The organism is Cupriavidus necator, from assembly GCF_040578825.1.
Classification (GTDB): domain Bacteria; phylum Pseudomonadota; class Gammaproteobacteria; order Burkholderiales; family Burkholderiaceae; genus Cupriavidus; species Cupriavidus necator_E.
In genome coordinates this window covers 17,733-30,923 of the sequence record NZ_JBEFLI010000044.1, presented here as the reverse complement: position 1 = coordinate 30,923, position 13,191 = coordinate 17,733, and the positions used below count along the sequence as shown (strand labels likewise).

The following is a 13,191-nucleotide window of genomic DNA, read 5'->3' as shown; positions in this document are numbered from 1 at the left end:
TCAATCAACAAGCCAACCAAAGCAGAGGAAGACAAGATGAGCATCAGGACAGTGGGCATCGTCGGTGCCGGCACCATGGGCAATGGCATCGCCCAGGCCTGCGCGGTAGCGGGTCTCGACGTGGTGATGGTCGATATCAGCGACGCCGCCGTGCAGAAGGGCGTGGCGACCGTCGCGGGCAGCCTGGACCGGCTGATCAAGAAAGAGAAGGCGACCGAGGCCGACAAGGCTGCCGCGCTGGCGCGCATCAAGGGCAGCACCTCGTATGACGATCTGAAGGTCACCGATATCGTGATCGAGGCCGCCACCGAGAACTATGACCTGAAGGTCAAGATCCTCAAGCAGATCGACGACATCGTCGGCGAGAACGTGATCATCGCGTCCAACACCTCGTCGATCTCGATCACCAAGCTCGCCGCGGTGACCGCGCGTGCCGACCGCTTTATCGGCATGCACTTCTTCAACCCGGTGCCGGTGATGGCGCTGGTGGAGCTGATCCGCGGCCTGCAGACCAGCGATGCCACGCACGCCGCGGTGGAAGCGCTGTCGAAGCAGCTCGGCAAGTACCCGATCACGGTCAGGAACAGCCCGGGCTTTGTCGTCAACCGCATCCTCTGCCCGATGATCAACGAGGCCTTCTGCGTGCTGGGCGAAGGCCTGGCGTCGCCGGAAGAAATCGACGAAGGCATGAAGCTGGGCTGCAACCACCCGATCGGGCCGCTGGCGCTGGCCGACATGATCGGGCTGGACACCATGCTGGCGGTGATGGAGGTGCTGTACACCGAGTTTGCCGATCCGAAGTACCGGCCGGCGATGCTGATGCGCGAGATGGTGGCTGCGGGCTACCTGGGCCGCAAGACGGGCCGCGGGGTGTACGTGTATAGCAAGTAAGCTGCGAGGCACCTGCCGCAGCTTGCAACGCTCTAGCTGAGCTTCTACTGGCGGCCGCTTCGCGCGGCCGTCTGCCTTTCCGGGCCGCCGGTTCCGGCGACCGCCAAAATCCCGCTTACACGGCGTTATATGCCGAAACAATCCGCCGCATCCGGTAACAGGAATGCGCGGTAGAGTGCACGCATTCCATTTACGACCAGAGAATCACCATGGCCCATCCGGTTCTTTTTGCCGCGCTGCTCGCCGGTGCGATGTCACTGCTGGCGGCCCGCTCCGCGATGGCTCACGTGGATGTTGGCGTGCATGTCGGTGCGCCGGTCTACGCGGCGCCGGCTCCCGTTTATGTGGCCCCGCCGCCGCCCGTGGTTTATGCGCCGCGCTATCACGGCTGGCATGGCGACCGGTATTGGGACGGGCGACGCTGGTATGGGCGTGGTGAGTGGCGGCATCGGCATCATCATTACCATCGGCACCACCATCATCGTCACCACCACTACCGCCACCATGGGCGCCACGGACACCACGGGCACGGCCACTGAGCGCTGGCGGTTTGCTCCCTCTCCCGCGAGCGGGAGAGCGGGAGAGGGAGCACGCAATCGGTGAGCGAAAGAACGTGGTGCTGAACCAATCCCGGTGGGCGGCCGGCAGCAATACTCAGCGCAGCAGCACCAGCCGCGGCACCGCATCGTCGCCGCTCCACACCACCGCGTTCTGCCCGTATTTCGCGCCAAGCATCCTGGCGTCCGCCAGCGACAGCCCCGGCACCAGAAAGCTCGGCTCCGCCGGCCAGCCGTTGGACGGATGCTCGCCCAGCGCATCGATCGCCTGCAATCCCTTCTGCACCACATCCTGCGCCAGCGCCTGCTGGCGGCGCGCGTTGGCGTTGTCGTCGCAACGCTGGCTGAACGGGTTAGCGGCGGTGATGAAGGCGCTCGACGCCACGCCCAGCGCGCGATGCAGCGCGGCCAGCGGCGCACTGGCCTGGTCGATGCGCAGCGTCATCGGCGCATCGCCCAGCACGCGGTAGTGCGTTTCGCGATAGGCCCGCAGCGTGGCCTCGTCGATCGCGGTGGCCACGCTATTCGCCGTACTGACGCAACCCATCCAGGTCAAGCACCTCGATCACGCCGTAGTCCACCCGCACCAGTCCCTGCTGCTCCAGCACCTTGAGCGCCTGGTTGGCGCGCTGGCGCGAGATGCCGGCGAGCAGGCCGATCTCTTCCTGCGAGATCTCCAGCGTCTTGCCGATCCCCGGATACAGGTGCTCGTTGAACAGGGACGACACCGCGCGCGCCACGCGCGAATCGATGTCGAGCAGGCGCTCGTACTCCACCGCCGCGATGAACTGCCCCAGCCGCTCGTTGAACTGCGTCAGCAGGAAGCGCGTGAATGGCAGGCTGGTATCCAGCAGCCACTGAAAAGTGTCGCGCGGCAGGAAGGCGATGGTCGAGCGGCGCAGCGCCATCACGTCGTACTTGCGGATCTCGGACTTGAGCACCGCGCCTTCGCCGAACCAGCCGCCGGTGGGCACGCCGGTGAAGGTGACCGACTTGCCCGACGGCGACACCGTGGTGATCTTGACGATGCCTTCGAGCACGCCCATCCAGTGCTCGGCCTTGTCGCCCTTGTGACAGACGTAGTCCCCCTGACTGTATTCGTGCACGAACATGGCCCGGCGCACCCGTTCGCGCTGTTCCGGGCTCAGGTCTGCTGCCCACACGCAGCGGTCAACAAAATCGTTCAGCATGGCCTGGAATGGCTCCGGTAGGGATTAACCCGGAATTGTCACCGGCGTGACAACTGGGGTGGTTGGCATGGGCTATCGTACGATCACAACGGAACCGCGGGTGCCACACGGGGCACGCCGGGAAAGGCGAAAGCGCTTTCCCGGCCCCCCTCCAGAACAGGCACAGACGGGCTTGATGCAATGCGGCGGACGCCGCCGGGCAAAGCAAGCCAAGTATAACGACCGGACCGGCGCTTGACACCAGCGTGGACCCCCACGCCGGAGGGACAGGAGACAGCGATGCAGGAATCGTCGGCGACGACCTTCCCGCGATGGCTGCTGGCGCACGCCCAGCAGCGGCCGGATCATCCGGCTTATCGCGAGAAGGATCTCGGCATCTGGCAGACATACAGCTGGGCCCAGGTGGCGCAGCAGGTGAGGGCGCTGGCTTGTGGGCTGGCCGCACTCGGTTTCAGGCGCGGCATGAACCTGGCGGTGGTGGGCGACAACCGCCCGCGCCTGTACTGGGCCATGACCGCGGCGCAAGCCCTCGGTGGCGTGCCAGTCCCGCTGTACCAGGACGCGATTGCCAACGAGATGGTCTACGTGCTCAACGATGCGGAGCTCGAGTTCGCCATCGTCGAGGACCAGGAGCAGGTGGACAAGCTGCTCGAGGTCGAGCAGCAGCTCGGCGCCGCGGGCCGCACCGTGCGCCACGTCATCTTTGAAGACCCGCGCGGCCTGCTCGACTACGACCATCCTTCGCTGATGTCGTACGAACGGCTGCAGGAACTGGGCCGCGAATTCGACCAGGCGCATCCGGGCTTCTATGACGAAGCCATCGCCGCGGGCCAGCCTGACGATACCGCGATCATCCTCTACACCTCGGGCACCACCGGCAAGCCCAAGGGCGTGTGCCATTCGCATGCGGGCCTGATCGGCTCGGCGCGCAATGGCTGCGCCTTCGACAAGCTTGGCGCCAACGACGACGTGCTGTCCTACCTGCCGATGGCATGGGTTGGCGACAACCTGTTCTCGTACGCGCAGGCGATGGTGGCGGGCTTCACCGTGAACTGCCCCGAGTCGCGCGAAACGGTGATGACCGACCTGCGCGAAATCGGCCCCACCTATTACTTCGCGCCCCCGCGCATCTATGAAGGGCTGCTGACGCAGGTGATGATCCGCATGGAGGATGCCGGCTGGATCAAGCGCAAGCTGTTCCACTGGGCCATGGACGTGGCGCGCCGCTGCGGCTCGGAGATCCTCGACGGCCGTCCGGTAGCGCTGGCCGACCGCGTGCGTTACGCGCTGGGCGAGGTGCTGGTCTACGGCCCGCTGCGCAACGTGCTGGGCATGAGCCGCATCCGCGTGGGCTATACCGCGGGCGAGGCGATCGGGCCGGACCTGTTCCGCTTCTATCGCTCCATCGGCGTGAACCTGAAGCAGTTCTACGGCCAGACCGAAACCTGCGCCTACGTGTGCCTGCAGCCCGACGGCCAGGTCAAGTTCGATTCGGTGGGCCCGGCCGCGCCCGGCATGGAAATCCGCATCGCGGAGAACGGCGAGGTGCTGGTGCGCGGCGTGGGGCTGCTCAAGTCCTACTACAAGCGCGACGACGCCACGCGCGAGGCCATCAACGACGAGGGCTATTTCATGACCGGCGATGCCGGCGTGATCGATGCCGACGGCCACCTGAAGATCATTGACCGCGCCAAGGACGTGGGCAAGCTGGCCGATGGCTCGATGTTCGCGCCCAAGTACATCGAGAACAAGCTCAAGTTCTTCCCGTACATCAAGGAAGCGGTGGCGTTCGGCAACGGGCGCGACAAGGTCTGCGCCTTTATCAACATCGACTTCGAGGCGGTCGGCAACTGGGCCGAGCGGCGCCACCTGCCGTATGCCGGCTATGTCGACCTGGCCGCGCAGCCGGACGTGATCGAGATGATCGGCGAATGCGTGAACCAGGTGAATGCGGACCTGGCCAACGACCCGATGCTGGCCGGTTCGCAGGTTGCGCGCTTCCTGATCCTGCACAAGGAGCTTGACCCGGATGACGACGAGCTGACGCGCACCCGCAAGGTGCGGCGCGGCTTTATCGCGGAGAAATACGGCGTGCTGGTGGAAGCGCTCTATGCGGGCAAATCCGAGCAGTACATCGAGACGCGCGTCAAGTTTGAAGACGGGCGCGAGGGCAGCGTGTCGGCCACGCTGAAGCTGGTGGATGCGAAGCGCCTGCCAGTGGCGGCGCGCGCGGCATAAGAGCATAGGGTGGAGGCAGCAACATGACGCAAGTGGCCTGGCAAGGCGCCGGAAAGCGCGAATGGACGGGAGCGGCACGCACCGATGCAAGCGGCGCCGGCAGCGGTGGTGCGATTGCTCCCGCAGGTCCGCTGCCCCCGGCGGGACTGGCGGATGACAGCGGCGCGCAACCCGGTACGCGCCACGCACAGCGCACCGGCGAACAGGCGCGCACCGGCGGCGAGGTGATTCTGGACCTGCAGCACATCTCGCTGTCGTTCGGCGGCGTGAAGGCGCTGACCGATATCTCGTTCGACGTGTGCGAGCACGAGGTGCGCGCCATCATCGGGCCCAACGGCGCGGGCAAGAGTTCGATGCTGAACGTGATCAACGGCGTGTACCACCCGCAGCAGGGACGCATCGTGTTCCGCGGCGAAGAGCGCAAGCAGATGCACCCGACCGCCGCGGCGCGGCAAGGCATCGCGCGCACGTTCCAGAACATCGCGCTGTTCAAGGGCATGACCGTGCTCGACAACATCATGACCGGGCGCAACACGCAGTTCCGCACCGGGCTGTTTGCGCACGCGCTGTGGTGGGGCCCGGCGCGCAATGAAGAGATGCGCCATCGCCAGAAAGTCGAGGAGGTGATCGACTTCCTGGAGATCCAGTCGATCCGCAAGACCCCGGTGGGGCGCCTGCCGTATGGCCTGCAAAAGCGAGTGGAGCTGGCACGCGCGCTCGCGGCCGAGCCGTCGATGCTGCTGCTGGACGAACCGATGGCCGGCATGAACGTGGAAGAGAAGCAGGACATGTGCCGCTTTATCCTCGATGTGAACCGGCAGTTCGGCACCACCATCGTGCTGATCGAGCACGACATGGGCGTGGTGATGGATATCTCCGACCGCGTGGTGGTGCTCGACTACGGCAAGAAGATCGGCGACGGCACGCCGGAAGAGGTCAAGGGCAACCCTGACGTGATCAAGGCGTACCTGGGCACATCGCACTGAGGGATCCCCACCATGACGTTCTTCTTTGAAATCCTGATCGGCGGCCTGCTGTCGGGCCTGATGTACTCGCTGGTGGCGCTGGGCTTCGTGCTGATCTACAAGGCCTCGGGCGTGTTCAACTTTGCCCAGGGCGCGATGGTCTACTTCGCCGCGCTGGCGGTGGTGGGGCTGATGGACAAGGGCGTGCCGATGTGGGCGGCGGTGATCGGCGCCTTCGTCGTGATGATCCTGGTCGGCATGAGCACCGAGCGCTTCGTGCTGCGCAAGCTGGTCAACCAGCCGCCGATCACGCTGTTCATGGCGACCATCGGGCTGTCGTTCTTCCTGGAAGGGCTGGGGCCGCTGCTGTTCGGCAACGAGGTGCGCCCGATCAACCTGGGCATCGTGGACGAGCCGATCGAGTCGATCATGACCAACTTCAACATCGTGCTCTCCAAGTTCGATATTGCGGCGGCCGCCATTGCCGGCGTGCTGGTCGGATCGCTGGCGCTGTTCTTTCAGTACACCAAGGTCGGCCGCGCGCTGCGCGCGGTGGCCGACGACCACCAGGCAGCGCTGTCGCTGGGCATCCCGCTGCAGAACATCTGGGCGATCGTGTGGGGCGTGGCGGGCTTTGTCGCGTTGGTGGCCGGCATGCTGTGGGGCTCGCGCAATGGCGTGCAGTTCGCGCTGACGCTGACCGCGCTGAAGGCGCTGCCAGTGCTGATCCTGGGCGGCTTCACCTCGGTGCCGGGCGCCATCGTCGGCGGGCTGATCATCGGCGCGTCGGAGAAGCTGGCCGAAATCTATATCCCGCCGGTGTTCCAGTCGATGTTCGGGGGCAACTTCGGTGGTATCGAAGGCTGGTTCCCGTATGTGTTTGCCCTGCTGTTTCTGCTGGTGCGGCCTGAAGGGCTGTTCGGCGAGAAACACATCGATCGCGTCTGACCGACTTCGCACAGGAGACTTGCCATGTTCTATCGTGAAGCCGGCCAGTTCAAGACCAGCTACGTCGCCGACAGCCAGATCTTCCCGATCCGCCAGGACCGCATCGGCTTTGCGCTGCTGATGGCCGTGGCGTTCGTGGTGATCCCGCTGACCGGGTCGGAGTACTGGTTCTCGGCCATCCTGATCCCGTTCCTGATCTTCTCGCTGGCGGCGCTGGGGCTGAACATCCTGACCGGCTATGCCGGCCAGCTTTCGCTGGGCACCGCCGCGTTCATGGCGGTGGGCGCCTACGCGGCCTATAACTTCCAGCTGCGCGTGGAAGGCATGCCGGTGCTGCTGACCTTCGTGATGGCCGGGCTGTCAGCGGCACTGGTCGGCGTGGCATTCGGGCTGCCGTCGCTGCGCATCAAAGGCTTCTATCTGGCGGTGGCCACGCTGGCGGCGCAGTTCTTCGTGGTGTGGGCGCTGACCAAGTTTCCCTGGTTCTCCAACAACAGCTCGTCGGGCGTGATCACGGCGCAGCGGCTGGACCTGTTCGGCCTGCCCATCGACACGCCGGTAAAGAAGTACCTGTTCGTGCTGGGCGTGGTCACGGTGCTGGCGCTGCTGGCCAAGAACCTGGTGCGCTCGGCCACCGGACGCGCCTGGATGTCGGTGCGCGACATGGATGTGGCGGCCGAGGTGATCGGCATCCCGCTGATGCGCACCAAGCTGCTGGCGTTCGCGGTCAGTTCTTTCTACTGCGGCGTGGCCGGCGCGCTGTACGCGTTCTGCTACCTGGGCTCGGTCGAGCCGGACGGCTTCTCGCTGGACCTGTCGTTCCGCGTGCTGTTCATGATCATCATCGGCGGCGTGGGCAGCATCCTGGGCTCGTTCCTGGGTGCTGCGTTCATCCTGCTGCTGCCGATCTTGCTGGACAACGTGCTGCCCCCGCTGGCCGACCTGCTGCACCTGCCCTTCACCAATGCCAGCGTGTCGCACATCCAGATGATGGTGTTCGGCGGGCTCATCATCTTCTTCCTGATCGTGGAGCCGCACGGGCTGGCCCGGCTGTGGCAGATCGCCAAGGAGAAGCTGCGGCTGTGGCCGTTCCCTCACTGACGGGTAGGGGAGGATTTAACGCAGTACCTGCATGTCATCCGAAGCTTTGATGCTTCAGCATAACGAAACGCTCCACCGAGGGCGAAGGAGACTGTCATGACCAACCTGATTCGCAATGTGCAACGCGCCGCCCTGGTGGTCAGCGCCGCGGCGGCACTGCTGGCGCCCGTGGCGCCGGCCATGGCGCAGAGCAACGAGCAGTTCGTTGCGCTGCCGAGCTATCGCGTGGGGCCGTACGGCGCCAACGGGCAGTCCTGGTATGGCGGCTTCATCGACTACCTCAACTACGTCAACCTGAAGGAAGGCGGCGTCAACGGCGTCAAGCTCACTTGGGAAGAATGCGAGACCGAGTACAACAACGCCAAGGGCGTGGAGTGCTATGAGCGCCTGAAGTCCAAGAACGCCACCACCAGGGGCACGGCGTATCACGCGATGTCGACCGGCATCTCTTACGCGCTGGTCGACAAGACCGCCGCCGACAAGGTGCCGCTGGTGATGATGGGCTATGGCCGCACCGACGCGGTGGACGGCTCGGTGTTCCCGTATGCGTTCCCGCTGGTGACCACGTACCAGATGCAGGTCTCGGCCATCGTCAAGTACCTCGCGTCGAAGCACGGCGGCTCGCTCGCCGGCAAGAAGATCGTCTACATGTACCACGACTCGGCCTATGGCAAGGAGCCGATCGTGGCGCTGCAGGCCGAGGCGCGGCTGGGCAAGTTCAATCTGGTGGAGATCCCGGTGGCGCACCCCGGCAACGAGCAGGGCGCGCAGTGGCTGAAGATCCGCCAGGAGAATCCCGACTACGTGATCTTCTGGGGCTGGGGTGTGATGAACCAGACCGCACTGAAGGCGGCGCAGAAGGTGGGCTTTGCGCGCGACAAGATGATCGGTTCGTGGTGGGCAGGGTCCGAGGAAGACACGGTGCCCGCCGGTGATGCCTCCAAGGGCTACATGAGCGCGACCTGGAACGTCGCGGGCAAGAGCGTGCCGCTGATCGCCGATATCGACAAGGTGGTCTACGGTGCCGGCAAGGGCAATATGCAAGACAAGAACAAGGTCGGTTCGGTGCTGTACAACCGCGGCGTCTCGGCGGCAGTGGTGACGGTGGAAGCGGTCCGCGTGGCGCAGAACAAGTTCGGCAAGGGCAAGCCGATGACCGGCGAGCAGATGCGCTGGGCCTTCGAGAACCTGAACCTGACCAACGCGCGCCTGCAGCAACTGGGCGCCACCGGGCTGCTGCCTGAGATCAAGACCAGCTGCGAGAACCACGAGGGCTCGGGCAAGGTGAAGATCCAGCAGTGGGATGGCAGCAAGTGGGTGGTGGTATCGGACTGGATCGAAGGCAACAAGAGCCTGATCCACCCGCTGTTCAAGGCCGCCGCGGCGCAGTATGCGAAGGAGAAGGGGATTACGCCGGCTTGCATGAAGTCCTGACAGCAACCGGGCGGGCCTGCGGTGCCTGACGCCGCATGCCCGCCACAGCCGACCCGCAACACCAACCGAGCCGCACCATGAGCCTTCTCTCCGTCAACAATATCGAAGTCATCTACGATCACGTGATCCTGGTGCTCAAGGGCGTTTCGCTCGAAGTGCCGGAGGGCCGCATCGTGGCGCTGCTCGGGGCCAACGGCGCGGGCAAGACCACCACGCTGAAGGCCATCTCGAACCTGCTGCAGGCCGAGCGCGGCGATGTCACCAAGGGCTCGATCGAGTACCGCGGCGACCGCGTCGACCAGCTCACGCCCAACGACCTGGTGCGCCGCGGCGTGATCCAGGTAATGGAAGGGCGCCACTGCTTCGCGCACCTGACCATCGAGGAAAACCTGCTCACCGGTGCCTACACGCGCGGCTTGTCGCGCGGGCAGACGCGCGACGAGCTGGAGAAGATCTACGACTACTTCCCGCGGCTGAAGACGCGGCGCAAGTCGCAGGCGGGCTATACCTCGGGCGGCGAGCAGCAGATGTGCGCGATCGGCCGGGCCATGATGGCCAAGCCCGCGATGATCCTGCTCGATGAACCGTCGATGGGCCTGGCGCCGCAGATCGTCGAGGAGATCTTCGAGATCGTGCGCGACCTGAATTCGCGCGAGAAGGTCAGCTTCCTGCTGGCGGAGCAGAACACCATGGTGGCGCTGCGCTATGCCGACTACGGCTACATCCTGGAAAACGGCCGCGTGGTGATGGACGGCGACGCCGAGTCGCTGCGCACCAACGAGGACGTCAAGGAGTTCTACCTCGGCGTGGCGGCCAACGATGCGGACGGCGCCGGGCGCAAGTCGTTCCGCGACGTGAAGAGCTACCGGCGCCGCAAGCGCTGGCTGGCGTAGGCCCACCCGATTCAACGGCATTGCCACCAGGCGCCGCGGCGGAACGGTCCGCGCCGGCGCGGCGGCAACCTGCATCCATCCTTCGACGCACAGCACCATGCCAGAACACTTCGATTCGCTCGAAACCCGCGCGCCGGAAGTCCGCGAGCGGGCGCTGCTTGCCGCCCTGGCACGCCAGGTGGCCCATGCGCGCGACAACGCGCCTTACTTTGCCGAGATGCTGAGCGACGTCGACCCGCGCCTGCTGAGCTCGCGCGCCGCGCTGGCCGCGCTGCCGGTCACGCGCAAGTCGGAACTGTCGGCACGCCAGCGCGCATTGCCGCCGCTGGGCGGACTCAATGCCACGCCGCTGGGCGGGCTGCGCCACGTGTTCCAGTCGCCCGGCCCGATCCACGAACCCGATGGCCACGATGCCGACTGGTGGCGCATCGCACGCGCGATGTTTGCCGCGGGCTTCCGCGCGGGGGACCTGGTCTACAACACGTTCTCCTACCACTTCACGCCAGCCGGGATGATGATGGAAACCGGGGCGCACCGGCTTGGCTGCTGCGTATTTCCGGCTGGTGTCGGCCAGACCGAATCGCAGGTGCAGGCGCTGGCCGCGTTGCAGCCTGCAGCTTACGCCGGCACGCCGTCGTTCCTGAAGCTGCTGCTGGAGCGCGGGGATGAGATGGGCATGCCTTGCACCAGCCTGTCGAAGGCGCTGGTGTCGGGCGAGGCGCTGCCGCCGTCGCTGCGCGCGTGGTTCAAGGAGCGCGGGGTACGTGTGCAGCAGATGTATGGCACCGCGGATGTCGGTTTGATCGCCTATGAAACCGAGGGGGGCGACGGCTGGGTAGTGGATGAGGGCGTGCTGGTGGAGATCGTCGAGCCTGGCGGCTCCAAGCCGATGCCGGAAGGCGAGACCGGTGAGGTGGTGGTGACGGTGCTGGGCAATGGCGACTATCCGCTGATCCGTTTTGGCACCGGCGACCTGTCGGCGGTGGTGGCGGATTCCTCGAAGCATCCGAGCCCGTGCGGGCGCACCAATATCCGGCTCAAGGGCTGGCTGGGGCGGGCCGACCAGGCGACCAAGGTCAAGGGCATGTTCGTGCATCCGGGCCAGGTGGCGGACGTGATTCGGCGCCATCCGGAAATTCGCGCGGCACGGCTGGTGGTGACCGGTGCGGTCGGCGCGGACGTGATGACGCTGCATTGCGACGCCACGCGCGAAGACGAGGCGCTGCAGCGCGCGGTGGCTGAATCGCTGCGCGAGGTGATGCGGCTGCGCGGCGAGGTGGCGTTCGTGCCGGCGGGGTCGTTGCCGCAGGATGGGAAGCTGATTGAGGATGCGCGGCGGTACGATTGAAGCGTCAACGAAGTACAACGCGTCGGTATGCCAGCGCCTGCCCTCTCCCCCGGCCCCTCTCCCGCAAGCGGGAGAGGGGTGGGGGAGAGGGCAGGAGCCTCAACGAAGTCACGCGCGTGGGTATGCCATCGGCGCGAGACCAGCAGCGTATCAGGACGACTTCCTTCCCTCCGGCGGCCTGGTCGGCAACCGTACCATCCAGACACTCACCCCCACCGCGCAAGCCAGCATCGCCGCAGACACCAGCGGCCGCTCCCGCATCAGCCACGCCGTCGCGCCCATCGACACCCACATCATCGACAACGCCAGGCACTTGGCCCGAAACGGAATGCTGCGATGCCGCTGCCAGTCGCTGACCAGCGGCCCGAAGCGCGGATGCCCCAGCAGCCATTCATGAAACCGCCGCGAGCCGCGCGCGAAGCAGGCCGCGGCCAGCAGCACGAACGGCGTGGTCGGCAGCACCGGCAGGAAGATGCCGATCACCCCGAGCAGCAGGCAGACGCCGCCCAGCGCCACCCAGATGGCGCGCAGCGCCCGCTGGCGGCGGCTCAGCGTCGCTTCGGAATCGGGCGAGGTGGCGGGGCTAGGCAGAGACAATGGGAGAACAAAGGGCCGCAAGGCGGCCCGGTAGTGGATCGATCAGCGCGCAATCCCCAGCCGCGCCTTGGCCGCATCGTACTCCGCTTTCATGCGCGCGACGATTTCCCCGGCGGTCGGGATGTCGTGGATCTGCCCCACGCCCTGGCCGGCGCCCCAGATGTCCTTCCATGCCTTGGCCTTGGAGGTGCCGCTGGAGAAATCCATCTTGCTCTTGTCGGCCACCGGCAGGTTGTCCGGATCCAGCCCCGCGTTGCTGATGCTTTCGCGGATGTAGTTGCCGTGCACGCCGGTAAACAGGTTGGTGTAGACGATATCGGCGGCGGCCGAGCTGGTGATCGACTGCTTGTACGATTCCGCCGCGTGCGCCTCCTGCGAGGCGATAAAGCGCGTACCCACGTAGGCAAAGTCGGCCCCCATCGCCTGCGCCGCCAGCACCGCCTCGCCGGTGGCGATCGAGCCCGACAGCGCGATCGGGCCGTCGAAGATCTTGCGCACTTCGCCCACCAGCGCGAACGGCGACAGCATGCCGGCATGGCCGCCGGCGCCTGCGGCCACCAGGATCAGGCCATCGACGCCGGCCTCGATCGCCTTCTCGGCATGGCGCATGCTGATCACGTCGTGCAGCACGATGCCGCCGTAGCTGTGCACCGCGTCGATCATCTCCTTGACCGGCGCGCGCAGCGAGGTGATAAAGATCGGCACCTTGTGCTCGACGCACACCTTGATGTCGTGCTCGAGCCGGGCGTTGGAAACGTGCACGATCTGGTTGACCGCGACCGGGCCCACCGGCGCGCCCGGGTTGGCGGCCTTGAACGCGGCGAGCTCGTCCTGGATCTGCGTGAGCCACTCGTCGAGCAGCTCCGCCGGGCGCGCATTGAGCGCCGGGAACGAGCCGACGATGCCGGCCTTGCACTGCGCCAGCACCAGTTCCGGATAGCTGACGATGAACATGGGCGAGGCGATGATGGGCAGGGCCAGGTTCTGCAGGACCTGGGGCAGTTGCTTGGCGGCGGGCATGGTGTCTCC

At 65.9% G+C, this 13,191-nt stretch carries 13 protein-coding genes; 9 read left to right on the top strand and 4 right to left on the bottom strand.

Going from position 1 to position 13,191, the window contains the following annotated elements:
- Positions 1-36: 36 nt before the first annotated feature.
- Together AB1I47_RS21005 and AB1I47_RS21000 are read left to right on the top strand one after the other, a co-directional pair.
- Positions 37-891 carry a 3-hydroxybutyryl-CoA dehydrogenase gene (locus tag AB1I47_RS21005; protein ID WP_354685651.1) on the top strand — a complete coding sequence of 285 codons (855 nt, stop codon included), beginning with the start codon at positions 37-39 and terminating at the stop codon, positions 889-891.
- Between the two features lie 209 nt (positions 892-1,100).
- Positions 1,101-1,430 (top strand): hypothetical protein, encoded by a 330-nt coding sequence (locus AB1I47_RS21000; protein ID WP_354685650.1) that lies wholly within the window; start codon positions 1,101-1,103, stop codon positions 1,428-1,430.
- Positions 1,431-1,545: 115 nt separating this feature from the next.
- Here the strand turns inward: AB1I47_RS21000 and AB1I47_RS20995 are convergent, their stop codons facing one another.
- Both AB1I47_RS20995 and AB1I47_RS20990 read right to left on the bottom strand, forming a co-directional pair.
- Positions 1,546-1,968: a DUF3293 domain-containing protein gene (locus tag AB1I47_RS20995; RefSeq protein ID WP_354685649.1), complete on the bottom strand. Its 423-nt coding sequence runs from the start codon at positions 1,966-1,968 to the stop codon at positions 1,546-1,548.
- Position 1,969: 1 nt separating this feature from the next.
- A complete protein-coding gene (locus AB1I47_RS20990; RefSeq protein WP_354685648.1) occupies positions 1,970-2,638 on the bottom strand; it encodes a Crp/Fnr family transcriptional regulator in 669 nt (222 codons plus the stop codon).
- 279 nt (positions 2,639-2,917) lie between these two features.
- On the opposite strand from AB1I47_RS20990, the gene AB1I47_RS20985 reads away from it, so the two are divergent.
- From AB1I47_RS20985 to AB1I47_RS20955, 7 genes are all read left to right on the top strand, one after another.
- Positions 2,918-4,876, top strand: coding sequence for an AMP-dependent synthetase/ligase (locus AB1I47_RS20985; protein WP_354685647.1), 1,959 nt, complete (start codon positions 2,918-2,920; stop codon positions 4,874-4,876).
- A 23-nt stretch (positions 4,877-4,899) separates the two neighbouring features.
- Positions 4,900-5,862 (top strand): ABC transporter ATP-binding protein, encoded by a 963-nt coding sequence (locus AB1I47_RS20980; protein ID WP_354685646.1) that lies wholly within the window; start codon positions 4,900-4,902, stop codon positions 5,860-5,862.
- Positions 5,863-5,874: 12 nt separating this feature from the next.
- Positions 5,875-6,789 carry a branched-chain amino acid ABC transporter permease gene (locus AB1I47_RS20975; protein WP_354685645.1) on the top strand — a complete coding sequence of 305 codons (915 nt, stop codon included), beginning with the start codon at positions 5,875-5,877 and terminating at the stop codon, positions 6,787-6,789.
- A 24-nt stretch (positions 6,790-6,813) separates the two neighbouring features.
- On the top strand, positions 6,814-7,890 hold the full coding sequence (locus tag AB1I47_RS20970) for a branched-chain amino acid ABC transporter permease (RefSeq protein WP_354685644.1): 1,077 nt from the start codon (positions 6,814-6,816) through the stop codon (positions 7,888-7,890).
- Positions 7,891-7,986: 96 nt separating this feature from the next.
- Positions 7,987-9,324 (top strand): ABC transporter substrate-binding protein, encoded by a 1,338-nt coding sequence (locus AB1I47_RS20965; RefSeq protein WP_354685643.1) that lies wholly within the window; start codon positions 7,987-7,989, stop codon positions 9,322-9,324.
- A gap of 77 nt (positions 9,325-9,401) precedes the next feature.
- A complete protein-coding gene (locus AB1I47_RS20960; RefSeq protein WP_354685642.1) occupies positions 9,402-10,217 on the top strand; it encodes an ABC transporter ATP-binding protein in 816 nt (271 codons plus the stop codon).
- Positions 10,218-10,314: 97 nt separating this feature from the next.
- A complete protein-coding gene (locus tag AB1I47_RS20955) occupies positions 10,315-11,565 on the top strand; it encodes a phenylacetate--CoA ligase family protein (protein WP_354685641.1) in 1,251 nt (416 codons plus the stop codon).
- A gap of 150 nt (positions 11,566-11,715) precedes the next feature.
- On the opposite strand, the gene AB1I47_RS20950 is transcribed toward AB1I47_RS20955, so the two are convergent.
- A complete protein-coding gene (locus AB1I47_RS20950) occupies positions 11,716-12,156 on the bottom strand; it encodes a YbaN family protein (protein ID WP_354685675.1) in 441 nt (146 codons plus the stop codon).
- Between the two features lie 48 nt (positions 12,157-12,204).
- Entirely contained in the window at positions 12,205-13,182 is a 978-nt protein-coding gene (locus tag AB1I47_RS20945; protein ID WP_354685640.1) for an NAD(P)H-dependent flavin oxidoreductase, read from the bottom strand.
- Positions 13,183-13,191: the final 9 nt, after the last annotated feature.

What these genes read in the sequence shown, in the direction of transcription:
- AB1I47_RS21005 (WP_354685651.1), top strand. Translation starts at nt 37, where the DNA reads ATGAGCATCAGGACAGTGGGCATCGTCGGTGCCGGCACCATGGGCAAT.
- AB1I47_RS21000 (WP_354685650.1), top strand. Translation starts at nt 1,101, where the DNA reads ATGGCCCATCCGGTTCTTTTTGCCGCGCTGCTCGCCGGTGCGATGTCA.
- AB1I47_RS20990 (WP_354685648.1), bottom strand. Translation starts at nt 2,638, where the DNA reads ATGCTGAACGATTTTGTTGACCGCTGCGTGTGGGCAGCAGACCTGAGC.
- AB1I47_RS20985 (WP_354685647.1), top strand. Translation starts at nt 2,918, where the DNA reads ATGCAGGAATCGTCGGCGACGACCTTCCCGCGATGGCTGCTGGCGCAC.
- AB1I47_RS20980 (WP_354685646.1), top strand. Translation starts at nt 4,900, where the DNA reads ATGACGCAAGTGGCCTGGCAAGGCGCCGGAAAGCGCGAATGGACGGGA.
- AB1I47_RS20975 (WP_354685645.1), top strand. Translation starts at nt 5,875, where the DNA reads ATGACGTTCTTCTTTGAAATCCTGATCGGCGGCCTGCTGTCGGGCCTG.
- AB1I47_RS20970 (WP_354685644.1), top strand. Translation starts at nt 6,814, where the DNA reads ATGTTCTATCGTGAAGCCGGCCAGTTCAAGACCAGCTACGTCGCCGAC.
- AB1I47_RS20965 (WP_354685643.1), top strand. Translation starts at nt 7,987, where the DNA reads ATGACCAACCTGATTCGCAATGTGCAACGCGCCGCCCTGGTGGTCAGC.
- AB1I47_RS20960 (WP_354685642.1), top strand. Translation starts at nt 9,402, where the DNA reads ATGAGCCTTCTCTCCGTCAACAATATCGAAGTCATCTACGATCACGTG.
- AB1I47_RS20955 (WP_354685641.1), top strand. Translation starts at nt 10,315, where the DNA reads ATGCCAGAACACTTCGATTCGCTCGAAACCCGCGCGCCGGAAGTCCGC.
- AB1I47_RS20945 (WP_354685640.1), bottom strand. Translation starts at nt 13,182, where the DNA reads ATGCCCGCCGCCAAGCAACTGCCCCAGGTCCTGCAGAACCTGGCCCTG.